The organism is Candidatus Williamhamiltonella defendens (assembly GCF_900699045.1).
Lineage (GTDB): Bacteria > Pseudomonadota > Gammaproteobacteria > Enterobacterales > Enterobacteriaceae > Hamiltonella > Hamiltonella defensa_A.
On the sequence record NZ_CAADHL010000002.1, the window covers coordinates 116416 to 140697 of the forward strand.

At 35.3% G+C, this 24282-nt stretch carries 20 protein-coding genes, 1 tRNA gene and 3 pseudogenes; 12 read left to right on the top strand and 12 right to left on the bottom strand.

From position 1 onward, the window contains the following. Nucleotides 1-486 precede the first annotated feature (486 nt). Nucleotides 487-642: a hypothetical protein gene (locus CICURV3402_RS03660; RefSeq protein WP_222837042.1), complete on the top strand. Its 156-nt coding sequence runs from the start codon at nucleotides 487-489 to the stop codon at nucleotides 640-642. Between the two features lie 300 nt (nucleotides 643-942). On the opposite strand, the gene CICURV3402_RS03665 is transcribed toward CICURV3402_RS03660, so the two are convergent. From CICURV3402_RS03665 to CICURV3402_RS03680, 4 genes are all read right to left on the bottom strand, one after another. Then, nucleotides 943-1137 (bottom strand): hypothetical protein, encoded by a 195-nt coding sequence (locus CICURV3402_RS03665; protein ID WP_158379888.1) that lies wholly within the window; start codon nucleotides 1135-1137, stop codon nucleotides 943-945. Between the two features lie 111 nt (nucleotides 1138-1248). Beyond that, complete coding sequence (locus CICURV3402_RS03670; RefSeq protein WP_158379889.1) at nucleotides 1249-1503, bottom strand: hypothetical protein; 255 nt, start codon at nucleotides 1501-1503, stop codon at nucleotides 1249-1251. Nucleotides 1504-1740: 237 nt separating this feature from the next. Then, nucleotides 1741-1899: a hypothetical protein gene (locus tag CICURV3402_RS03675; RefSeq protein ID WP_187306927.1), complete on the bottom strand. Its 159-nt coding sequence runs from the start codon at nucleotides 1897-1899 to the stop codon at nucleotides 1741-1743. 283 nt (nucleotides 1900-2182) lie between these two features. Next, nucleotides 2183-2569, bottom strand: a complete 387-nt coding sequence (locus CICURV3402_RS03680; protein WP_158379890.1) for a hypothetical protein — start codon at nucleotides 2567-2569, stop codon at nucleotides 2183-2185. Between the two features lie 1943 nt (nucleotides 2570-4512). On the opposite strand from CICURV3402_RS03680, the gene rpmH reads away from it, so the two are divergent. The 7 genes from rpmH to CICURV3402_RS03715 all read left to right on the top strand — a co-directional run bounded on the left by rpmH (nucleotide 4513) and on the right by CICURV3402_RS03715 (nucleotide 13243). Continuing rightward, nucleotides 4513-4653, top strand: a complete 141-nt coding sequence (rpmH, locus tag CICURV3402_RS03685) for a 50S ribosomal protein L34 (RefSeq protein ID WP_158379891.1) — start codon at nucleotides 4513-4515, stop codon at nucleotides 4651-4653. 14 nt (nucleotides 4654-4667) lie between these two features. Then, a complete protein-coding gene (gene rnpA / locus CICURV3402_RS03690) occupies nucleotides 4668-5015 on the top strand; it encodes a ribonuclease P protein component (protein WP_158379892.1) in 348 nt (115 codons plus the stop codon). Next, nucleotides 4994-5263 (top strand): membrane protein insertion efficiency factor YidD, encoded by a 270-nt coding sequence (gene yidD / locus CICURV3402_RS03695; protein ID WP_158379893.1) that lies wholly within the window; start codon nucleotides 4994-4996, stop codon nucleotides 5261-5263. Before rnpA ends, yidD begins: the two co-directional genes overlap by 22 nt. A gap of 53 nt (nucleotides 5264-5316) precedes the next feature. Next, nucleotides 5317-6906 carry a membrane protein insertase YidC gene (gene yidC / locus CICURV3402_RS03700; protein WP_407079076.1) on the top strand — a complete coding sequence of 530 codons (1590 nt, stop codon included), beginning with the start codon at nucleotides 5317-5319 and terminating at the stop codon, nucleotides 6904-6906. Between the two features lie 112 nt (nucleotides 6907-7018). Then, complete coding sequence (mnmE, locus tag CICURV3402_RS03705) at nucleotides 7019-8395, top strand: tRNA uridine-5-carboxymethylaminomethyl(34) synthesis GTPase MnmE (RefSeq protein ID WP_158379895.1); 1377 nt, start codon at nucleotides 7019-7021, stop codon at nucleotides 8393-8395. 553 nt (nucleotides 8396-8948) lie between these two features. Next, complete coding sequence (locus CICURV3402_RS06615; RefSeq protein WP_235667656.1) at nucleotides 8949-9104, top strand: phage integrase SAM-like domain-containing protein; 156 nt, start codon at nucleotides 8949-8951, stop codon at nucleotides 9102-9104. A gap of 3986 nt (nucleotides 9105-13090) precedes the next feature. Further along, the gene (locus CICURV3402_RS03715) at nucleotides 13091-13243 is read left to right on the top strand and encodes a hypothetical protein (RefSeq protein WP_187306928.1); all 153 of its coding nucleotides are present in this window, start codon (nucleotides 13091-13093) and stop codon (nucleotides 13241-13243) included. Nucleotides 13244-14412: 1169 nt separating this feature from the next. Here CICURV3402_RS03715 and CICURV3402_RS07625 read toward each other — a convergent pair. Both CICURV3402_RS07625 and CICURV3402_RS03725 read right to left on the bottom strand, forming a co-directional pair. Beyond that, nucleotides 14413-14670 carry a glycoside hydrolase family 3 N-terminal domain-containing protein gene (locus CICURV3402_RS07625; protein ID WP_158380013.1) on the bottom strand — a complete coding sequence of 86 codons (258 nt, stop codon included), beginning with the start codon at nucleotides 14668-14670 and terminating at the stop codon, nucleotides 14413-14415. Between the two features lie 455 nt (nucleotides 14671-15125). Next, a complete protein-coding gene (locus CICURV3402_RS03725) occupies nucleotides 15126-15347 on the bottom strand; it encodes a hypothetical protein (RefSeq protein WP_187306929.1) in 222 nt (73 codons plus the stop codon). Between the two features lie 1999 nt (nucleotides 15348-17346). Between CICURV3402_RS03725 and CICURV3402_RS07165 the strand changes: the two genes are divergently transcribed. The 4 genes from CICURV3402_RS07165 to aspA all read left to right on the top strand — a co-directional run bounded on the left by CICURV3402_RS07165 (nucleotide 17347) and on the right by aspA (nucleotide 19821). Further along, nucleotides 17347-17481, top strand: a complete 135-nt coding sequence (locus tag CICURV3402_RS07165; RefSeq protein WP_268904297.1) for a hypothetical protein — start codon at nucleotides 17347-17349, stop codon at nucleotides 17479-17481. Between the two features lie 325 nt (nucleotides 17482-17806). After that, nucleotides 17807-17902, top strand: a complete 96-nt coding sequence (locus tag CICURV3402_RS06620) for a hypothetical protein (protein ID WP_235667657.1) — start codon at nucleotides 17807-17809, stop codon at nucleotides 17900-17902. A 145-nt stretch (nucleotides 17903-18047) separates the two neighbouring features. Then, a tRNA-Ile gene (locus CICURV3402_RS03735) sits at nucleotides 18048-18124 on the top strand. 266 nt (nucleotides 18125-18390) lie between these two features. Next, nucleotides 18391-19821: an aspartate ammonia-lyase gene (gene aspA / locus CICURV3402_RS03740; protein ID WP_158380014.1), complete on the top strand. Its 1431-nt coding sequence runs from the start codon at nucleotides 18391-18393 to the stop codon at nucleotides 19819-19821. A 168-nt stretch (nucleotides 19822-19989) separates the two neighbouring features. On the opposite strand, the pseudogene CICURV3402_RS06625 reads toward aspA, so the two are convergent. From CICURV3402_RS06625 to pstB, 6 genes and pseudogenes are all read right to left on the bottom strand, one after another. Beyond that, a pseudogene (locus CICURV3402_RS06625) lies at nucleotides 19990-20609 on the bottom strand (EscU/YscU/HrcU family type III secretion system export apparatus switch protein). A gap of 204 nt (nucleotides 20610-20813) precedes the next feature. Next, nucleotides 20814-20882, bottom strand: a complete 69-nt coding sequence (locus CICURV3402_RS06635; RefSeq protein WP_235667659.1) for a hypothetical protein — start codon at nucleotides 20880-20882, stop codon at nucleotides 20814-20816. A gap of 67 nt (nucleotides 20883-20949) precedes the next feature. Further along, nucleotides 20950-21678 (bottom strand): annotated as a pseudogene (locus tag CICURV3402_RS07630) (EscT/YscT/HrcT family type III secretion system export apparatus protein); the annotation flags it as partial. Between the two features lie 308 nt (nucleotides 21679-21986). Beyond that, nucleotides 21987-22632 (bottom strand): annotated as a pseudogene (gene sctR, locus CICURV3402_RS03755) (type III secretion system export apparatus subunit SctR). A gap of 142 nt (nucleotides 22633-22774) precedes the next feature. Then, nucleotides 22775-23488 (bottom strand): phosphate signaling complex protein PhoU, encoded by a 714-nt coding sequence (gene phoU, locus CICURV3402_RS03760; RefSeq protein ID WP_158380015.1) that lies wholly within the window; start codon nucleotides 23486-23488, stop codon nucleotides 22775-22777. A gap of 13 nt (nucleotides 23489-23501) precedes the next feature. Next, a complete protein-coding gene (gene pstB, locus CICURV3402_RS03765; RefSeq protein ID WP_187306930.1) occupies nucleotides 23502-24266 on the bottom strand; it encodes a phosphate ABC transporter ATP-binding protein PstB in 765 nt (254 codons plus the stop codon). Between the last annotated feature and the right edge of the window lie 16 nt (nucleotides 24267-24282).

Here is a 24282-nt window from a genome sequence, read left to right on the forward strand (position 1 = left end):
AAATTTTTCTTTTAATATGTCTCTTATTTTCTTTTCAGTGAGCCTCTTTTGTGTTTTAGGTGTGGGATGATTTATTAAATAGATATAAAGATCCTCTCTTACTTTTTCGGCAGTGCTTAACCTGATCTCTTGTGAGATGATATTCAGCATACTGATAGAAGAATAGAATTTGGTTTCCAGCGCTATTGAGATGGACAATCCTAATCTCCACACGCTTATTTTTATCTTCTTCATTCGATGATAAAAATGTATTGCATCTCATCCACCATAAAATTAACCGTCAGATTGATGGCTTTCATATTTTGATATTTGGTTAGTTGAGATTCTTCTTAGCTCTTCCTCTTCTTTTTGCTGAAAAGGATAAAATATTTTATATAGTCGATCACAAAGTCTATTGTTAATCCTATTTTTACGATTTTTAAAGTCGTCTCCATACGCTGATCAATTTGTCTGAGCTTCTCTTGTTGTATTTTTTGCGACGCATTCTTGAATGCCGTGTTAGGCTCTGTCTTTTTAATAGAAGAACCTTTTGTCTCAGGTTTACTAGTGGTCACTTCTGGATTGACTGCAGAGGAAAGCAGATGTACGATTTATGCTCCAACGGTAATAGAAAGACTCTTTGGTTTATCAAAAACTTGTTGAAGATCGTATGATAATAAAAGTGCGTGAAGCGCACAGAGCGCGCTTTTTAGTTCAGATGCGGTATCAGAAACCTCTGTTAAAACGGGCCGGGGCAGTCATATTAAAATATGATAGCGATTATTTTCTTTTCTAAAGCTATAATACTCACCGATGGTGCGAACACTTTGATTTAGCGAGTCAATTTTTAATTGAAATACTTTTTAAAAGCCTATCAGAGTATTCGAGATGTCGTAGCAGTTTTATTCATACTAATTTTTAATTCACCGATGTTGGGGTCATACAAGGTGTAATGTCAAAGTTTTATTCTCTTAACGCCACGTTGATATTGTGTTGCACTTTAAACCTGCGTTCTAGAGCATACAATGCCTGAGAACCTTTAAAAGAAAATGTGAAATCTATTCCCTTTAAGTTAAAAATATAAGCGCCACAGTGGTTTGAAATTTCAGCATTAGTGATATCTAAAAGTAATTTTTTGGTGTCTAAAGTGCCTTTCATGTTATGAAAGGACGGCTAAATCTTTCTATTGAGTGGCATTAAGATAATTAAAACTCAGTTGTTTTTACTGCCGTGCTTCTAACAGTGCAAAAATGCGAAGACCTCTTTCTATCAATGGCTCATGGACTTCATAGGGATACGGGCAAAAATACCCTGCTCACGGAGAGACGAAATCAATATACTGTTAAATTCTTTCGTATTATCTATATTGTCACTGACAACGCTAAGGTTGATCGAATTAGGTCGAGGATTAAGCTGCAATTCTTCTTGTAGACTCGAAGTTAGATCGGCGATAACTTCCGCTAAAATTCTTATGGCCGAATATCCTCCGATAAAACGGCTTTTTCTTTCTCCTACTACCACCAATTTAATGATCGGTTTAAAATAGGTTTATTACAAAAAGCTTCGTATTCTTCTTATATTGTGAAAATAAGAAACAGTAGATTTCCTGATATTCATTGGCCATTTTGTGCGCGATTTCAGTAGATTTCTATTGATAATGAAATTTAAAATCACATTGCCCTACAATAGCATTCGTATCTGTCTCTGAACCTAATCTGAAATTGGGGGGGCTGCCTTGCAAGAATATTCATTTCCATTTCTTTAATAAGGGTATCGATATTTACGCTTGACCAAAGTTGGTAAAGGATTATTTGTAAATTTAGAGGCATTCTGAGGTTCTGTGGGAGGATTTTGAAAGTAACCAATGGTTTCTTCTTTTTCTGTATCTGCTTTTTCTTTATGAGTAACACGATAAACCACTTTCGCATATGTTGTGCGGTTGGCTGCCTGAGAAGCAGATACTAAAACATTACTTTGTAAAATGGATCGTGACTTTAAATGCTAAATTTATTCAGAAGTGAGTTTTATGAGAATTTTAACTGTGGCTTCTATTTCTTGCCTACCATCATCGATGGTCTTCGTTTCTAAAGTATCTAGCCTTGCTTTAAGTGGTGCACTGATAATTTTATCGGTAAAATTAATTTTAAAATTTCCCCCGAGAGCCAATGGAGCAATATCAGCGCAGCCATGCTGTAGATAATCATCAGGAATAAAAATATTTTTTATAAAAAACTTGATAAATGATTTCGTTATCGAAACCCGGTAACTGCAATTTACTTTCACCAAAACGATACCAGTCTAATATTTGTATTTCTCGAGGATTAAGGCATGAGATCTTAAGTTGAAACCCAATTATTTTACGATCAGTAGACTCATAATTACGCTCATTATAAATAAGATCAACTCGCGCATAGCTCATCATATTCTTTAAAAGAATAGGCGATTTTTTACCAAAATCATCCATATTTAATGCTCTATTTATTATCAAAGATTTTTGGCAAGTCTCTTGTACACTCATTATTTTTAATGCAGTAGGAGGGGTATTAAGCATTTTATTGAATATATCGTGGATAATTTCAATGCTTTTCATCTATCAAATAAGTTAAATCTGCTGTTGCAATATCTTTTATAGTGATCGGATTAATATAAGTAGAGATAAATTCATTTAAATTATTTTGAATCATTAAAAAATTGGGTTTTAAAAAAATTTTTATCTCACAACTCTCTATTGATGAGTTTATTTACAAAAATTTTATTATTTTTTATTAAGCTTTGAAACGCTAATTGAGTTAAAGAATTTAATTCTGAATTTTCAAAAATTATTTTGAAAAAAGTGCACTGTCTATTGATCATAATTTTTATGATTTAATAAAATATTAACAAGTTTTTCTTTCAAATATTTTTGAATATTTTCAATTGGTCATCTATGGTGAGTTTTAAATCTTTATGTATCATATTAATTAGATGATGATTATGTCGATGTGGTTCTCAAAAATTTAAGGTAGTACCATCATTAAATTTATATATAGCACGGCCAATTATTTCTTCTCTTTCTTTTGTAGTTATTAGAGCTAATGTTTGTAATATGTCTTTTTTAGTATAATCAAAATTATTTTTTATTTTAAATCTGACGTTAAAATTGGAATTTTATTAAATATAGAAAGATTCCATAAAAAATTATTTAAATATTATATTTTTTGACCTTAACTGCTTTACTGGTGGTTTCGTCTGATTTTTGTTTTTTAAAATATAGATATGAAGCGATTCTTCTTTAAATAAAACCTGATATTCATTGTTTTTTACAAAAATATAAAATAGCGGATTTTAGATATCACAAAATTTGGAATAACAATATCTATTTTTATTCCTGAGATTTCTAATTTAAAAATAAATTGATTTACTTTATTTTCTTGAGGTGTTTTATTTTTTTTTGACACGTGCAAATATCTTTTTCGTCAGGCAATGCTAATTAAATCATTTTATTCATATCAAAATCAAAAAACTACAGGTTGCCTTTTTTAAGTTATTTTGCCACCGTGACCTATAGCATTGCGGCGGAAATATATATTACTTAATTGATGAACTTGAATGGTAGCTTTCTTATGAAACCTAGGTTTCAAAATTTGAATAGGCCAATCTTCTTTTAATGTTTCCCAAAACATGTTCTATTAAATAAATTTAAGTTTTTCTTTAAAATCAACTTAGGGATATTGCTTCATTTCTTAGGCTATTTTATTGATATCTTGTGCGTTGATTTGAGAAAAGATAAAAGATTTAAGATGATGCTAATACTTCGTCCGCCTTCTGTATAATGAGAAAAATATTCTTTTCGACTTCTCGCGTATTCATCAACTCGTGGACATCTTTCTCTATTTCCTAATCCCAGTTATTCTAAATAGAAAAACTAACAGATCTCATGATCTCGTTTATTTTTGATTCTCTTTCCATAAGAAAGAGATAAAGGTCTGATTGACCTATATTTTACGTAAACCTGGCAAACGATTCAATAGAGTTTTCGATTTTTGCATTGAATTTTGATGTCATCCCTTCAATTTGGAAAGATATCTAGCTGATAAGCGCTTTTTAAAAATCTTTTTTAATCTATCCATGTGTTCTGTCCTTGTAATATAAGTTATCCTAATATTCTTTTTTAATAAATATTAACTAGTCATAATCATCATATTTATGATATATAAAATAAGTTAATAAAGTACATAATATAGTATAAAAATCATTTTTAATAATAAATATAAAAAATTATTTTTATTCATTAAAATGCAATATATTAAAAATCATTCATAATAAAATAACCGCTTCTGTAGATTATCTTAAATTAAACAATGCCAAAACCTGCAAAATGGAATGAGTTTTGAACACTTTCCTAAAAAAACAGTAAAGAGTTGTACTTTGTTACAGAATAAATTTGCTATCTAAAATTGACTCTAAAAGATGTAGTCATTAGAATCGCCGCCATAAGTCTATCAATTTTTTGTGCTTCATCTGTCATTATTTTAAGCTCAGGTAAATATTTTCATGAAACGTACCTTCCAACCTTCTATTTTAAAACGCAATCGTAGTCATGGTTTTCGTGCTCGGATGGCCAATAAAAATGGTCGTCAAGTTTTGGCTCGTCGTCGCGCAAAAGGCCGTACTCGTCTCACCGTTTCTCACTAATTATACATACAGCATTGGTTATTCAGTTTAGTTTTCCAAGAGAGTTACGTTTATTAACTCCCCATTCTTTTGGTTTTGTCTTTGAAAAATCTCAGCGAGCCAGTACTGAACAAATCACAGTGCTTGCTCGTATTAATGATTTAAAGCATCCACGTATTGGATTGGCTATTTCAAAAAAAAATGTGAAACATGCACATAACCGAAATAGGATTAAACGGCTGACTCGAGAAAGTTTTCGTTTACATCAGCATTTTTTGTTGCCCATGGATTTTATCATTTTGGCTAAAAAAGGAGTGGATAAACTCGATAACCAAGTTTTGAATGCAGTTTTGGAAAAATTATGGCGTCGTTACTCTCATTAAGTTCAAAAATTTTAATTGAGTTAATTCTGTATTTGATAAAATCTTATCAATTGATCTCCCACTTTTTTTTACCTCCTTCGTGTCGATTTTATCCCTCCTGCTCTGATTACGCCATTGAGTCGTTTCGCCGATTTGGAGTGATAAAAGGCAGCTGGGTTACTGCTAAACGTATCATAAGATGTCACCCTCTACATTCAGCAGGAAATGACCCTGTGCCACCGAAACATTACGATCACAGAGAATATTAAAGATGGATTCACAACGTAATCTTCTACTTATCGCTTTTTTTTTCATCTCTTTTATGATCTGGCAAACTTGGCAAGTCGATTGTAACTCGTTAAAAGCGGTTGAAAATGGTACTGACTTTGTGACTAATAATCGCACAGAGACTCCAACCCTGATGCCGCTCTCCAATACTCAAAGGCAAAAGATCGCTGTCAAAACAGATGTGTTGTCATTGACTATCGATACACAAGGAGGAGACATTCAACAAGCGAACCTTCTTGCATATCCAGATACTTTAGGCTCAAAGAAAAGCTTTCAGTTACTTGAAAGTACACCGAATTTTGTTTATGAAGCTCAAAGTGGACTCACTGGGAAAAATGGTCCAGATAATCCTATTAATGGTCATCGCCCTGTTTATTCCGTAAAACAGTCTCATTTTGTTCTGCCTGAAGGTCAAAATGAATTGCAGATCCCTCTGACTTTTACGGATAACAATGGCTTGGTATTGACCAAAACTTTTATCCTCAAACGTAATGATTATGCGATTCGTGTGCTTTATCGGATACACAATGCTTCTAGCACTCCATTGGAGTTTAATTTTTTTGGTCAATTAAAACAAAGTACTCAGCTTCCTAAACATCATGATACCGCTAGCAGTAATTTCTCTTTACATACGTATCGAGGTGCCGCTTACTCTTCTAAAGAAGATAAATATAAAAAGTACAGCTTTAGTGATATTAAAGATGCAAATTTAAATATCACGACTCAGGGAGGATGGGTGGCTATGCTACAGCAATACTTTGCGACAGCCTGGATCCCTAACGCCGGTGAAATGCATGATTTTTATTCTCGTCATCTAGGACATGGTGTGGTCGCATCTGGTTTTAAAAACCTTTCTATCTTGCTCAATCCTGGCGAGAGAAAGGAATTATCAGCGACCTTATGGGTGGGCCCCGCGCTACAAGATAAGATGGCGGTGATCGCACCTCATCTTGACCTGACTGTAGATTACGGTTGGCTGTGGTTTATCTCACAACCGTTATTTAAATTATTAAAATTTATCCATGGCTTTGTCGCTAATTGGGGGCTTTCTATCATCCTGATTACTTTTATTGTCAGAGGAATCATGTATCCATTGACCAAAGCACAATATACGTCCATGGCCAAGATGCGGATGTTACAACCTAAGCTGACAGAGATGCGCGAACGCATAGGGGATGACAGACAACGCATGAGTCAAGAGATGATGGCATTGTATAAATCTGAAAAAGTGAACCCACTCGGTGGGTGTTTACCTGTGATCATTCAAATGCCGATCTTTTTAGCGCTATATTACATGTTGATGAGTTCTGTTGAGCTCCGTCACGCGCCCTTTATCCTATGGATTCACGATTTATCTGCTCAGGATCCCTACTATATTTTACCGATACTGATGGGGATAACCATGTATTTTATTCAAAAAATGTCTCCAAGTACCATCACAGATCCCATGCAAAAAAAGATCATGAACTTTATGCCCGTGATCTTCACTGTGTTCTTTTTATGGTTCCCTTCAGGATTAGTACTGTACTATATAGTGAGTAATCTGGTTACCATTATACAGCAACAATTAATTTATCGTGGTTTAGAAAGTCGAGGCTTACATAACCGTGATAAAAAGAAATAATTTTCAATAAATACTTTATTGAGCGGTCAATAGATAACCTTATTTTTTAGAACAAGCTCAATCTGCTTTTGATGTATCAATGATACACAAAAGATTCTCAACCGAGGTTTGCATGAATCACACTGACACCATCGTAGCCCAAGCCACCCCTATCGGACGTGGTGGTATAGGAATTTTACGTATTTCAGGGTGTGCCACAAAAAAAGTCGCAACAAAGATACTGGGTAAACTGCCACGCGCGCGTTACGCCGAGTATCTTCCATTTCAGGATTCAGAAGGAAATATCTTAGATCAAGGTATTGCCCTATATTTCCCTGCGCCTCATTCATTTACAGGTGAAGATATTTTAGAGCTACAAGGGCATGGCGGCCCTATTATTTTAGATTTATTACTCAAAGCAATTTTAAATCTGCCTGATGTTTGTATTCGTATTGCTCGTCCGGGAGAGTTCTCTGAACGGGCTTTTTTAAATGACAAATTAGACTTGGTTCAAGCGGAAGCCGTTGCGGATCTTATTGATGCCAGTACCGAACAAGCCGCCCGTTGCGCTCTACATTCTCTTAAAGGCACTTTTTCTTTACGTATTAATCAATTGATAGAATCGCTCACTTATTTAAGAGTCTATATTGAAGCTTCAATGGATTTTTCTGATGAAGAAATTGATTTTTTATCTGATGGCAAGATTCAATCTCAATTAGATAGTTTGATTCATGATTTAGATAAAGTGAGATTAGAAGCTCGCCAAGGTCAGCTGTTACGTGAAGGCATGAAAATAGTGATAGCGGGTCGTCCAAACGTAGGTAAATCCAGTTTATTGAATGCACTAACAGGCAGGGAAACAGCTATCGTGACGCAGATACCAGGCACAACCCGTGATGTATTGCGAGAGCAGATTCAGATTAATGGCATGCCTTTACATATTATTGATACAGCGGGGCTTAGAGAAACGGAAGATCCAGTTGAAAAAATAGGTATTGAACGAGCTTGGCATGAAATTGAGCAAGCAGACAGAATATTATTCATTGTTGACGGAAGCACAAGCTCAGAAAAAACAATCTATCCACTTTGGCCAGAATGGGAAGCACGTGTATCCAGATCTCGTTTGCCTATTACGCTGATACGCAATAAGGCTGATATTACGGGTGAAGACGTTGTATTGACTGAAACCGAGAACGGTGCATTCATCTCTCTTTCTGCTCAAACAGGCGAAGGGATCGATCTTTTGCGTGAACATCTGCAACAAATAATGGGTTTTTCAGGAAATATGGAGGGAGAATTTATAGCGCGCCGGAGGCACTTAGAGGCACTAGAAAGTGCGGCCCATTATCTTTTATCCGCTAGACAAAAATGGTTATCTGGAAATTTTTTGAGCGAACTCTTAGCCGAAGAGTTACGGTTAGCACAACAGGTTCTGAGTGAAATAACAGGTCAGCGTAGTTCTAACGATTTATTAGGAAAAATTTTTTCCAGTTTTTGTATTGGGAAATGAAGTGACCCATTGAAAAGAAAAACGATGTAAAACCTTGCAAACATATTAAAATAAACCACTGTTTTTTTGATTATGTTTATAATTTCATTTTTAATCGGTTTTGTTCTCCATTATATGCCTTTGCTCCGTTTTGCGAAATATTGATCCGCGTTTGCTCCCAAGTTAAAAATTTGGATTAACGAGAGTAAAACGGAGCAATTATGAAGGTATCAGTAAACAAGCGTAACTTCTAACTCGAAGGGACTTCAGCAACTTAAGCTGTTGTACTACTGCGGTGTTGTTGAAGATAAGGATGTTACAAAATGTGCAAAGCGCGACCACAAGCCTGTATAGCGCTATCTTTATGAGAACTTAAAAACTTAATCTGACAGTCAACACAATAAAGAAATGTTGTGTCAGGCATAGGTTGCACGGTCAGCTTGGCTCACTGGATCTCATAGCAATAATTTCAAGCTTGAAGAGCGGGTAAAACCTTGCTTCGAGCCTTTACGAGTACTACGACAAGTTAACTACCAGCAAAAAGTCTGGAATTACCTCAAACTATTTTATTTAGATTTCTGCGGTTAAACATTTTCGGAGTTACCACGGAAGAGCAGAGCTAACTTTTGAAGAACTTGATAAAAAATCCCTGGAAAGGTTTAAGGAATATCTTCTGGAGGAGACTCTAACGACATCGAAGTTAAAACTTACCAAAAATACCGCCTCATAGAGATAAAAGAGTCTGTAAAGGACTTAAATATAGCACTTATACCAACGTGTCTTTACGACACTGGGCAATGCTAGAAGGAGTTCAAAAGTATGTTACTTTCTAGGTCGCAGACATACATTTTCTGTGGCTCAGCTTAACTATGGGGTTGATATTTATTCTCTCTCGGCTTCTTCTACACTCAGAGTTGAAAAAAACGGAAATTTATGCTGATTTCCTCGAAAACGGCCGAGTAACAGCAATAAGGAGTTTTCCAGATATTTTTGAAGATAAAGTGAAAGAATCTAGCACTTGCTGTCCTCACTTCGGAAAGTCCGCATTCCAAAAAAACTTGAAGATGCTCTACGGCTACGAGGCGAGTACGCAATGTAATTAGTAACGTCTTGATGAAGTTCATCTTTATACTGCACCCTATTTTTAAGCCATACTTGAAATTCTGATCGTTGAATTAGCACTCTATTACCTCCCGGCTTAGTAAAAGATATGTGCTTTTCATGGATTCAACGGTAGATGTCGGAGCATTTTGCTCCGATATAAGACTGTGCAGCTTCATCAAGCTGTAAGATACTCTTTATCGGACGGTGTCAAATTCGCTTTACCGCTGTCACTCAGGGTATTTTCAACAAACTGGGTCAGCAATTGTTTCATGTCCGCAATTTCGCTCCTAAAGGCATTTCCAGTTTTCATTTACGTATATAGTCATCACCCTATCCGTTATAAATAAGCTATTGACAGGCCTGGTTTACAAGCAGTATCAGCTGACCCCCAGGCTCTGGATCTGCTATTTTAGGGCGCAAATACAGTTATTAACACCTAAACATGATTAAACTATAAGGATCTTTATAAAATATTTTAAAGGCAATACCTATCGGTTGAGTGAGGCTGCTTATGTATAAAGATTTATACTCGCTGTTGCCCAACTATGCGTGGATAAAATCTAAAACTAACAGGGGTTTTCACAACTTTGTAAAGCGATTAAAACCGGTATATTGTTCGGTTTTCAATTCAATTACGGTAGAATATTGGTGGGAGATGGAAATCATCAAAATTTCGCCTGTCATTTGCTTAATTTTTTTAGCTGGATAAACAGAAAGCACTCGCTGTAGTGCAGGAATGAATTTTTTCTTAACGTTCTTGTCCGCATCCTCTCCAGGATATTTTTAAGCAAATCGCTCACGCAAATTATGCCAGTATAATACAACAGGTGTATCGTTAATGCGATGTAACCTATCCTGCAATGATGATATAGATGTCGAGAGCACTACTGCCAGTAAGCTCCTTGAAAGTCCTTAAATCAAGCGGTACAGCATTCGGTTAGAGTCGTAAAGTACTCGTGCTACAATCTAATAACACCAGGCCATAAAGCATCTTGATTCTCATTGTTACCAATCCAAGCCTCAATTTTTTAAATTGGGTTACCATCACACGTAAATGCTTTTTAGGCGGTACAAACTTATGATTTTTAAAAATTTTTATCTATCCGTTGTTACATTTTCATAAAGCAATGGCACTTTATTTCTAACAGAGTAGCTTGTCTCCGAACGCAATAACGTCAACGGTAATAATCATGATCAAAACGAACGTCGATAAAGTACGAGCACCTCCAATAGTTGGAATTAAATGTTTTATGCCGCATAACCGGTGATCCCGGTTGCTGGATATATTGATCATATGTTATTTGTTTTTGGCGACCCGATATCGCACATACTCAGCATAAGATTAAAGTTGATAGAAATTTAATAGCTCATACCTAAATCAACATGCGGTGTATTCGCCCTTTTGGGGCAATATTAGAAAATGCCAAAACAATATTATTGCGCAAGAGTACTCTTTAGATTTCTGTTTACCATAATTATAATAATGATAAACATATAAAAACGGTGATCTGGCGAGGTGTAAGTTCTGTTTAAAGAGTATATGACATCGGCATGATGGTTGCATCAGTAAAAGCAGAGTTTTTAGGACGTGAAGGTTCTCAAGGACGGTTAAGTAATTTTTACAAGAATCGGAACGCATAGAAGTGATTCCCTCATGTCGTCGTACTTCATCCCTGATGCCTGGTATAATACCTATGGATATAGGCTATTCCGACTTGCGGAGACGGAGCGTTGATTCCTGTCTCATTGGCGGCAATATCATTCAGGGCCGCAATAAGCTGTTTTACTATCTCTTGCTGAGAAGTTGCTCCTCACTGCACATCAACATAGCTTATTTCTCTAACCCATTTTTCCATTAATTCCTCCTTATGTTGCTTACCCCATATAGAAGTTTGTTACGTCTACACGACTATAGCCCAGCTCTAACGTAATCTCTATCACTCGATGTACAGCACTAAGGTAGTTGATGAGCCGTGGCTGTGGATGGCGCGATTCCTGCGCGTTCATAGCGATACTTAAGGTGGCTACATAGACGACCGAGTGAATCTTCTCTCTGTCGCGCATATTCCTAATATCCTGCTCGAACTTAATCCAGGTAAAGAATACGTTCCATCTGTCATGGATCGTGGCTATTGATTTAAAACTTTTCATTTCTTCAGCGCTTTTAAGCCAGCCTTGCCCATATCGCGGCTTTGGAGGCCGCGAAATACGTGGTTCGTTCTGAACGCATTGTGCTCCTCTTTTTATAATTAAAAAACATATAATACCTTAAATTTATTTAAGAAAATAAAAAAGAAGGTACGTATTATGAGGTTGTTTTCATATCTAAATTGTCTAAGGTTTAATCGAACAACTAAAACTCTAATGTAGTTTTAAAAATAAAAAAAAAGGAATCTGGCAACGATTCAAAAAATTTTTTGTAATGCTCAAAAACTTAAAGAAGGATAGCAAATCTTTTGTGTTAAGTAGAAATGCCTATTTAAAAGAAACCGGAAAATCAGCGGCTAGCGTAGCGTCAAACAGGCTCACCGTCAAAACCAGATCATAAGAATTAGTAAATGAAATTAAAGGAGCAATAGAATTATTCAAGCTCATTTAAAATGGAAAATATAAGTTATACACCGAAACTGCAAAAGAATACGAAGAAAAAGGCGGAGAATACTTAAGAGCAATCCAAGCAGCAATAAATCCTGCATCTTTCAATGGAATAGAAAAAAGTGTCAAGATCTGGATCCAGGAAATAAACACATTACTAAACTGGCATTTCGATTCGCTGCTCCCTAACAGGACACCAAGTATCGGTTCCTTAGATGGCAGTAATTATACCTCTACTCAGATCAGTCATGATGAGACTTTAGTGCCTAAATCTTCCAGTTTAGTTTCTTTAAATATGGCTATTGATCTGACAGGTGAGGCAAAATAATCTATGATTCTTTAAAAAAGTCTCAAGACACTTTTTTAGAGATTAATTCAAATAATCCTATAAAAATTAAAAATTTTATAGTTAACGAAAATGCAAAATTAGCAAGGATTACTGCTTTGATGAAGAATCTGGGACAAGATTTTATTAAAATACAATAAGATTTTGATATAGGACAAGCCTATCTAGAAGAAATAGATCGAATAAATGAAGAACATAAAAATTATTGATGCAAACACGATTTTTTATGAATAAATGGCACAAATTCACGGCCTAAAGAAAGCTCTTGATATTAATGATCAACGAGATAAATTCAAACGAAAAGAGTAACTTTCAGAAATAATTCGAAATTTTACGGAAAAATGAAAAAATTTATCTAAATACAATAAATCATTCCTGTTCTGAACATGCAGCAACTTTTTTAGCCCACATATTAGGTATGAAAATGATCTTTGTATGAAAATATCATATCCTAATAATGATTTTGAACCGGACTTAATGTCTTCTTTCTTTCTAAAGAAAGCTCTTGATAGTGTTAAAGCAAAAATAATTTTTAACTCAATAAAGGTAATTTTATGGAACGCCTCAACAAATTAGGTTACTATTTTTATAGTAAGATCAGGAATAGGTAATTTTGAACATTTTTTAGAATTTTAAAGCATCAGGGTGATTTGTATAAAATTTATTTACATATGAATAATACTGTACGAATATTAGAAAAAGGCAAACCAACAGAAGAAGCAAAAACGTTTTGCAATCAAGAATTAGTGATTGCACCTTTCGGCCTTAACACGCTTTCGAGTATGCTGACAAAAACACAAAATTTTATAAAATGTAAACGTTAGGAATAAAAATAGTCATGTGACTCTTAAGCCATTCTTGAACTGAAATGGTTTTTTAAAATATCCAATCGGTTGGCACTCCTTGTGATATCGAGGAAAATATCTTAATAAACCATTGATTTTATTGTACGCTATACTAGATTCGAACCAGCGACTTACGGCTTAGAAGTGCTCATATCCTCTTATTAAATCTTTCAATTATCGCATAAATTCTTGCCTATGACTGCTATCATGTAATAGTGATAAACAAGCTTATAAAGCCTTATTCTTTGTTCTGTATCCCAATTTTGTCTCAGTGTATTTGATAATTTTAAAAATAAAAAACGGAGATAAAAGAAAGCGTCATAAAACGTGTGCCATAATATGTGCCATAGCTTTTTGAAGTGATTTAATAATGAACAAAACTACCGCATATCTTATTTGCGTCGAAAATATCATCGTTAGACATGTTTAATTGTTTATCAAATTATCTTTCTTTTATCATGAACACCATCAATACTTTCAATTTTTTCAAGCATCTGCTCATTTTCAGATTTTTTGTTATTATGAAAACCTATGAAGAGTAAGAATCCGCTCGCAGGCCGGGCAACTGTGTTTACCTGGTCCCCAAATCGGATCAATAAATTTAAATCATCCTGATTGGTCTGGTTGAACTACCTTATAATATATCGAGCCAAACTCATCTTTCATCTTTGGTGTTAAATGGGGTGCAGCCGAGATACTGTCTAAAATTTCCTTTAACGTAATTTGTGATGGTGTTTTACCCGGTTTTTGTCATGTTCGTATCTTAAGCTCTTGTTCATGTTCTTTGTTTTACCCTAGATCACCAAGATATCAGACGACCCCATAATTTTAAGTTAATCAACGAAATTAAGATAATTGTTTGATATATATTCAATAAACTTGAAGATGCGGGGTAATAAAGTGCTATGCCCTTACATCCCACGCCTCTTTGTGCGATGAGCGACTGCATTGTGAGTATATAATCCTCTGTCACTATCAACCAAAATGCGTTACAATCTAATTGTATATCACAATTGTATGTGAATTATGTTAGAAATGTTTAAATCTACATGTAGCAATTTTTTTTAGGTGGATTAAACGTTGATAAGTGCTCTCAATTCTATTAGATTTGATCTCGCCTGATTATACAGGCGTATAAATAAGATCAATTATATCTGCGGGATTTTGCCAAATAGGAGATGCTGATTACTAAAAACCAATATATCTGGATCGGAATTAATAGACAGCTTTAAGGCCTCACTCAAGTTATAATTATCCGCGATAGCGCTCATTTGTATGCAATCGGTGCTGATAATGCCCTTAGATCGCATCTCATCACGAAACTTTCCTTGTATGATAGCCTTAGAGCAAGCCGATTTATTGCTGGGATATAAATGACGATTAACAATATGCGCAGTTATAACAATCTGGCAGGCGTCCTTCTGAGAAAGTAGTTATTAATATGGTTTTAATTCTTTTTTCTTTCAGGTATCGGTTACATTTACAAAACCCAGGTGAATATCACCTACTGCACTACCATGCTTGAGAAAATGTTTATAAGAAGAAACTATTCCAGCTTTTCCATAAGCAGGAGAGAACACTTCTGGCTCTATTCCACTTCTTCAGGAATGTTTGAAGAACTGCATTTTTCCTGCAATAAATGTTTCGGATTCGCATAACAGATAAGCAACTGTCGCAAAATTTACATTGATACATGAGGGTACTAAGGTTTCAGTTATATTTTTATCTTGCTGTACTGCTTGCTTAGCTGGTAATTTAGAAAATTGTTGTGCTAAATATATTTTAGACAAGCCATATCGGAAGTTTAACTAATCTACGGCTCCACCTTCATAATCAACTGCAATAATTAAAAATATAAAGATTATGCTAAATTCACTCTATATTGGTCAGCTTCTTTAGTCATATTTTGCAATTCTGTTATTAATCTCTTTAATTGAGCAGGATTCCTAATATTCCTTTGATGGGCGTGACGTTTCAAATCATAATCAATCAAAATGCTTCCTCCAATCTGTCTGTGGTGAATGACAAGAGCAATCGGCCTGTTAGGCTCTAAAATAAAGCCATCAAAACCTACAGTCAGCATTTACCTGTTTTTTATTGCATTGAAGTTTCTGTAATAGAAACTATCTGTTGTTTTGATGGAAAAGAACAGGCAAAAAGGGTAAAACTAGCAATCTACAAAAAAGTTTAATAGTAAAATGATTAAAAGAAATACTATATATTTCTCAATAATTTGTTTGTGATAAAGTTTTATTGATCAGCTATATTTTACGTCTTTTTAAAAAACTATCCGCTACAATCAACAAGTCTCAGTCACGACTCTACTTTTTGATTGATTTTACCTTTAAAAATCTGCTCATAATTTGCAAAAATGAGTGTTTTTCTATAAAGTGGTTTTTTAGTCATTTTGTAAGAACCTTATATAGCTAACTTTTTTCTAAGTTGATGATCAAACGAGTTAAAAAAGAAGAACTTGCTCGCACCCCGGGCAGCATATTTAAAGATGAAGTTAATGTTTGTATGACCGTTTCTTATTTTTTCACATAGTGAAACTTAATTACCGTTACCTGTCCAAGATAGATCCAGTTTTTCAGGTATATCCATATTTATCGCACGTTTTCCTTTTAAATATCTTACGTACCATCATCTGTTAGCATTGATGTAACTGTAAAAAAGTAGAATAGAATGTTCAGGTTAAGCCAAAGAATAATTATTCAGATAGTGGTTTGTGACCTTAATCTACTCTTATTTTAACATTTTTCCCCGCCTGTCTCACTAAATATATGTAAAATATTGATATATATCATGATTTAATATTTTATATTAGGAGGAGAGGACAGAAAAACAATGGCATAAATGCATCAAATAGAAAAAATCATCAAACCAAAATAAATTAACTTTAACTAATCAGGGGTGAGCGAAAATTATCATTAACATACCGCTCATACATTAATCGGATCATATATCTCACTACCCTATTAATTCCTTTTCCGCTCCATGTTCAGTATTTTAGTGGTCTGACGATGGAAAGCGTAGTCATTGTCAGCCGCCATGGCGTAAGAGCGCCCAGTAAATTCACACCTTTAATGCAAAGGGTGACTCCTAATAAATGGCCTTTTTGGGAGGTTTCTCATGTATGGATGACTCCCCGTGGAGAGTAAATAGTTTCATTCATAGGGAGATATCAACATCTAAGATTTGTCAATGACGGTCTGTTCCAGGAAGGCAAATGCCCAATAAAATACGCAGTTTCTGTTCTTGCTGATATAGACCAGAAAATATGAAAAACAGGAGAAGCTTTTCTTTTAGGGTTTATGCCATCATCTTCTTAACTCGTACATGACCCGCTAATTTTCAACAAAAAATCTCTATTTTTAATTAAATAAAAGCAGCTGTCTGTCATATGGATGAGGGGCATGTGAATCTAGCTGTTCTTATGCGTGTCGGGGGATCTGTGAATATTTTACTCAAAAGAAGCAGTCGGCTTTTTCTTTTCTAGAGAACGTTTTAAATTTCGCGCATTCTGATTTTTGTAAAAACAATACACTAGGAAAATCCTGCACGCTTACAAACGTTCTCCCAGCTGGCCTCCAAGTACATAGAGATAATGTGTCACTCAGTGGTGCACTTGTCCTTGCTTCAATGTTGAGTGAGCTTTTTCTTTTACAACAGGCCAAAGGAATGTCTCATATCGTATAGGGAAAACTTCTCATTAGAGAAGAGTGGGATTAATTTCTGAGTTTACATAACGCTCCAGTCGATCTTCTACAGCGAATGCCTTAGATAGTCCGCCACTGCGCAACGCCTTTGTTAGATTTAATACTGATAGCACTGACTCCGTAGAATAAAGGGAAAAATATTGACGGCATTATACTCACTGCGTCTTTGCTGTTTATCGCTGGACACGATATGAATATTGCGAATATTGATGGTGCGTTAGGTATGAAATGGCAGCTTTCTGACCAACCGAGAACACCTCCACAGGCGGAGAACGTGTTTTTGAACGTTGGGTTCGTGCAACCGATAACACATAATGGATAAAGATATCTATCATCTAGAAGACATTAGCGCAAATGCGAAATATGAGCCAGTTGTCACCCGAAAATCCGCCTGTTCAAGTGAACTTGGCTTTGCCTGCATATGAAGAACAAAACGAGCAACAGATGTGTGTACTGAAAAGTATTCATACAATCATTCAATCAGTACGTATGCTTTAACATAGCATCTGCAGTAAGCATCATTAATACTTTTAGTACTAAACAAATTTAACTGCTCAATTCAATTAAACATAACATCATGAACTGCACTTAGGATAGATGAGTCATCTTATTAATTCACCTATGAATAAAATAGCTTTTCCGCTCGATATTCCAGGGACTCTATTCCAGCTGAGCGTCCTGGCAGGCATGACGAGATATATCGTTTGGGAAGACACTGAGTCAAGATATGGCCAGAAGAATACACCGTCTTAATGCGGTGTGAGCGGTAGAAAACGTTTTTCTCTCTCATTACCTATCGCTGCTCATTCCTTTTCACCGTGTTATTGATACCGATGGTACGCTATCTGTTTATCGTTGTTGCATTGACCGCAACGGCAAACTATTAGAAAACGAAGTAAGATGTTTGTATGATACGTGACTTTTTGACGATGCAAACACCTGTGAGAAGCCATGCATCATCTCTGCCTGAAAAGGCTCAATTGAAACCAACTTATTTTAAAATCCTGAGCTGCTTAGATCTAGACCTACTCGATAATAATACCGTATAATGCCGGCCTTATTCGGGCCCCTTAGCTCAGTTGGTTAGAGCGCGCGACTCATAATCGCTAGGTCGCTGGTTCAAGTCCAGCAGGGGCCACCAATGAGAAATGAATTGACATTTCCTCCCTTCTTTTTTCATCTTCAATACAAAAGCACAGCCTATAGTTTTTGCAAGAGCTCTATTGTGAAAGAAATTTATTATAAATTGTTGAGCTTTTTAATCATTATATTTATTAAAACCTGATTTCTTTTTTAACTGATGTGATTAGGCTAATAGAAAATTTAAAGTGAAATTACCTTATTTTTTATAATGGCAGAGTCGTCAGACTCTTGGAATGCAGATACTTCATTAAGAGAATGATAATGATGACAAAAAAAAGCTTTCGTATAGAAGAAGACCTTTTAGGTAAACGATTCGTTCTCAATACTGCTTATTATGGGATTCATACCGTAAGGGCCATTGAAAATTTTCAGATCAGTAGTCACAAGATTAGCGACGTGCCTGAGCTGATTCATGGAATGGTGATAGTAAAAAAAGCCGCCGCCATTGCAAATGGTGAGCTAGGTATACTTTCTTGCGAAATTGCTGAGATCATTATAAAAGCCTGTGATGAAATTCTAATTAACCAAAAATACATGGATCAGTTCCCTGTAGATATTTTTCAGGGCGGTGCAGGGACTTCCTTGAATATGAATACGAATGAAGTACTTGCTAACATTGGGCTGGAGCTCATGGGGTATCAAAAAGGCCAATACGAGCACCTTAATCCTAATGATCACCTTAATCAATCTCAATCTACAAATGATGCGTATCCTACAGGGTTTCGCATTGCGGTTTATGTGTCTATTAAAAAATTGATCATTGCAATTAAAGAGTTACATCAAAGCTTTGGTAAAAAAGCAAAAAATTTTTGCGGGATTCTAAAAATGGGCCGAACCCAGTTGCAGGATGCTGTTCCTATGACATTAGGGCAAGAATTTAAGGCTTTTGAAGTTTTGCTTAAGGAAGAAATAAAAAATCTAGAGCACACTAGAAAACTATTATTAGAAATTAACTTAGGGGCTACAGCGATTGGTACCGGCTTAAACACACCGGAAGGTTACCAAGTGCTGGTGATTAAAAAATTGTGTGAGCTGACTCAATTAAAATTTGTAGCTGCAGATAATTTAATCGAAGCCACTTCAGACTGCGGTGCGTATGTCATGGTGCATAGTGCGCTAAAGCGTTTAGCGGTAAAAATATCAAAAATTTGTAATGATTTACGTTTATTATCTTCCGGCCCTAGAGCGGGATTAAATGAAATTAATTTACCTCAACTACAAGCAGGTTCTTCCATTATGCCTGCGAAGGTCAATCCTGTGATTCCAGAGGTGGTCAATCAAGTCTGCTTCAAAGTGATTGGTAATGATATTTGTGTGACTATGGCGGCTGAAGCGGGCCAACTTCAATTAAACGTCATGGAACCCGTCATTGCTCAGGCTATGTTTGAATCTATTCATATTCTGACGAGCGCTGGTAAGAATTTAAAAGAAAAATGTATAACAGGTATCACTGCTAATAAGGAGGTTTGTGAATATTCTGTTTTTAACTCTATCGGTATAGTGACTTATCTTAATCCTTTTATTGGACACCATAATGGAGATATCGTTGGTAAAGAGTGTGCAAAAACGGGTAAAAGTGTTCGTGAGGTTGTATTACAAAAAGGCTTACTCACAGAAGCGGAGCTAGATAATATTTTATCCGTTGAAAATTTGATGCGCCCCAGATACACCGCAAAGCGGTATTATGATGATTAGTTTTTAAGAAAATTTTTCTTACGAAAATATGCTCAGACTAGTCCTTTTACGCTGACTAAAGTTTTATCATTATGTTGATTTATCATCGGATTGATATGCTAAATTTAAGACAAAAAGTAATATCGCCGCCACAGGTTTCAAAAAATGCTACGGGATAATTTCATCATACTACACTGCATTGTGAAGTATTTGTGTGAGTCTCACATTTTCAGCCACTGACACATCAAATTTTTTGGCTAATTTAATAATGGTGTTAGCCCTTGTACCCTTTTCCTTTTCAAGCACGATAGGTAGTGGCGCTTCTTCTGGATGATAAAATAAATACACCATAAAATGAGTGGGATTTTTAAACATTGCGGTTGAGCCTGCAACTTTATTAGAGAGGCTTCTGTTTTGAATTTCTTGTTGTAATTATCGACGTTTAGATTTTATTTCAGGATCACCAACGGTATCTTTGTATTTCCGTTTGATTTCTTCACGGGATATTTTCATTTTTTGCATGGTGTTATAATGTTGCAGGCTGTAATACAAGATACCAAATATCACGTAACACGCGAGCAAAGATTTGAGCAAGCATTGCATTAAAGTACCCAATATCGGAAAAGTACAATGAGTGCTACAATAAGATAAATATCCAAATGTAGGTGCATATTTGTAAAGTAAATAAGTAAAAATAAAGAGATTAAAATCATTTTAAATAATGATTTATAAATTTCAAATAAGTTGCGGAGGGCAACTAAATTTTTAAAATTACTGAGAGGATTGATATGTTGGCCTTTAAAACCGATTGCTTTGGTTGCGAATAGAGGGCCAACCTATGCCATAACTACTAGTATGGTCGCTAATGCTAATTCCACTCCTAATACCCCCATAATCTGTAAAAACACATTAGCTATTTCAGAAGTCAGATCGCGAGTACTGCAATTCCTATAGGTTTATCTAATTTTTATACTACTGGTAATTAAAAGACCCATCAAATTCACTCAATTAGGCTAGACTAATGAAAAATAAATGAGAATAATGGCCAATTGTGTGCCTGAAGTAATTTCGACACTTTTCATGATCTCTTCCTTTTCTCGGGATTCTTTTATGCGTTTCTCCGTAGGTTTTTCGTTTTTGCAGGCATGCGCCGCCGCTCGTTAAAATTTTAACCAGATAGGTCATATTTTTAACATGTTTAATTGCATTCAAATAATGGTGAAATGTAACAGGCAAACTGATCAGCAATAAAAAGTGCGATAATGCTTTTAATAGGCATAGCAAGAAAAAATATTAAGTTGTTGTTAATAATCCCTAGCGAAAGGTCTGTTATGAGAATCACTAACAATGCAGATAAAGCGAAGTCAAAACAAAATGCGAACATTAATCCCTATTGCATTTTTATAAATGCTAAATAATTTCTCTCTAAAAACAGAATTTTTTCTCCTGGGTATAATAGGTCATAAGAACCATAAATTACTCTCAATAATGAATTAAATCCCACTGAAATTAAAAATTGCACAGCCAAAACTTGGCTAAATAAAATGCCGAAAACAGAGAATTGCATTCCCATATTCGGGTTAATAGCACTGACCATAGTCGCGCCATGCATGGTGTTTATTAAAGAAGTAGCCATTTCGATCGCCTCAAATGGCAACGTAGCAAAGAAACCTATAGTGATACCGATGACCAGCTCTGTCATGATAGGGAAGCGCTAATGAATTAATATGTAAGCATGTATTAAAGAAGAAGAAAAATAGTGCTGGGAGTGCTAGGCAAAGCAATCGCCACCAATAACCCATTACGTAATAGAGAGCTACCTAAACTGTGAGTCGTGAATACAGGAAAAATTAAAAAAATTCCTAAGGGGCGAGCCATCGCAAAGCCAATGTCGGTCAGCCAAAGAATATATTAAGTCATTTTATTGGTGCATATTTCCAATTTGTAAGAAAACTTAATGGGTATAATTCAGCATGGTACTTTCCATTTAGTGATAGCTTATCAGCAATTACAGGAAAACTGCCAATAATTTAATTAAAATTGTAATCTTTGATCCTGAATCTGTGTCAACGATTGAAATCAACTGACCAGCAAACCTACTAATAAAGCAACTAACATAATAAACATGAAAAGAATTAAAACAATCCAAAGTACCTGCGTGGTTAATTGAATAATAATAGAATTACTCATCGGTAAGATACTACCAAGTGCCCAAATATCATGTCCAAACCTCCCAGCAGAAGAAAAATAAGTATTTTGAAAGGTAATGAAATAGTCATAGGGAACATCATCATGCCTATTGCCAATAGAATATTGGATAAGATCAAATCGATGGCTACAAAAGAAAGGTAAAGCAATAGACCTATTTTAAAGGCTTCAATAAGCTAGCTTACGGTAAAAGCTGGCATTAATATTAGCAACGAATCTGAAGCAACTTTATTACAGTACTTTTTTAGCCAATTATTTTTAATTATATCTGAAAAAATTGATTTGCTCCGATGAGGCGTTATGAAGAAGAAATTGACGATAAGGATCGAGCGCTTTGTTGTTAATTTGTTCAATAAAAGCGCCAAAATTCTGTGATAATTTTTCTCATTTTAAGCTTTCATTTACCTCCAAACCGACCGGAGCCATGATAAAAATCATCACTACCAAAGCCAAACCATAGATAGCAATATTCGGAGGTGTTTGTTGCACACCTAATGCATGATGTAATAAAGGAAAAACGACCGACAACTTTAAAAAGCAAGTCCCCATCACGACTAATAATGGAAAAATAGATAATAAAAAGAGTAAAGTAAGTAATTTATAAGAGCTATTGACTAATTCCATAACCTATCTCAATAGAACTTTTGCAAGATCATTTCAAAAATCTATTAAAAATGACTATATATTATTGGAGACGATCAATAAATATCATGGGGTGATAACTGGATATCGAGCATTCAAGCGATATTATTTATGAATGATGATGTTACCTGGATAACAGCTTTTTTAATTCATTCCCACCCTTATGACGAATATCCTGTCCTTCAACATAATAAACAATAAACTCACAAATATTTTGGCAACGATCTCCTATCCTTTCGATGGAACGAGCACAAGAAAGCGCAGTGATCACACTGGGGATAGTGCGCGTATCTTCCATCATATAGGTCATTAATTGGCGAACTATTCCTTCATATTCTTGATCTACCTTTTCATCTTCTTGATAAATTTTGATGGCCATATTAAGATTCATGGTTGTAAAAGCATCTAGAACATCGCCGAGCATATGGATAGTGTGCTTCCCTAAAGATTCGAGACTGGCTAAAACAACTGATTTTTGTTGATCAGATAATGTTTTAAACGCCGTAGAACAAATTCTCTCAGAGACATCTCCGATACGTTCTAATTCTGAAATGATTTTGATAATCACTATCACTAAACGTAAATCCTTTGCAATAGGTTGACGTCTTGCGATAATAAGGACACACTCTTCATCGATTTTCATTTCCATTTCATTCACTTTTTTATCTGCTTTGATCACTTTTTTTGCTAATTGCATATCTTGGTCGTGCATGGCTGTAATAGCATCAGTTAATTGTTTTCTGACTAATTGTCCCATAGATTGTACCTGAGTATGAATTCCTTCGAGATCAGCATTAAACTGTCCTGAAATATGTTTATCTAAATTAAGATCGTTCATAAAGTGCCCTACGTTAGCCATACCTTCCTGTAATATAATCTTCTGTTTGTTTTTTTTTCGGCGTGGTAAACAAAATATCTGTATCACTGAATTCAATTAATTCACCCAAATACATAAATGCGGTATAATCAGAACAGCGAGCCGCCTGTTGCATGTTATGCGTCACGATGACTACGGTGTAATCTGATTTTAATTCACTGATGAGTTCTTCTATTTTACCGGTAGAAATCGGATCAAGAGCAGAACAAGGCTCATCGAGCAATAAGACTTCGGGTCGGATGGCAATCCCCCGTGCAATACACAATCTTTGCTGTTGTCCCCCGGATAAACTATAGCCACTTTGTTGTAGTTTATCTTTAATTTCATTCCAGAGTGCGGCTTTAGTCAGCGCCCATTCAACTCGCTCATTCATTTCAACGCGTGAAAGATTCTCAAAGAGCCTGACTCCAAATGCAATATTGTCGTAAATAGACATGGGAAAAGGCGTTGGTTTTTGAAAAACCATCCCGACTTTTGCTCGCAATAAGGCAATATCCTGTTTATCGGTCAGAATATTTTGACCATCCAACGATATACTGCCTTCTGTTCTTTGCTCTGGATATAATTGATACATTTTATTAAAGGTGCGTAATAGAGTTGATTTTCCACAGCCTGAGGGCCCTATAAAGGCAGTGACTTGATTTTGAGTAATATCTAAAGAAATATTCTTTAGCGCCTGAAACTTTCCGTAATAAAAATTCAGAGAACGCACCTGAATTTTGCTGATATCAGTAAGCATAATAATTAAGACTCAT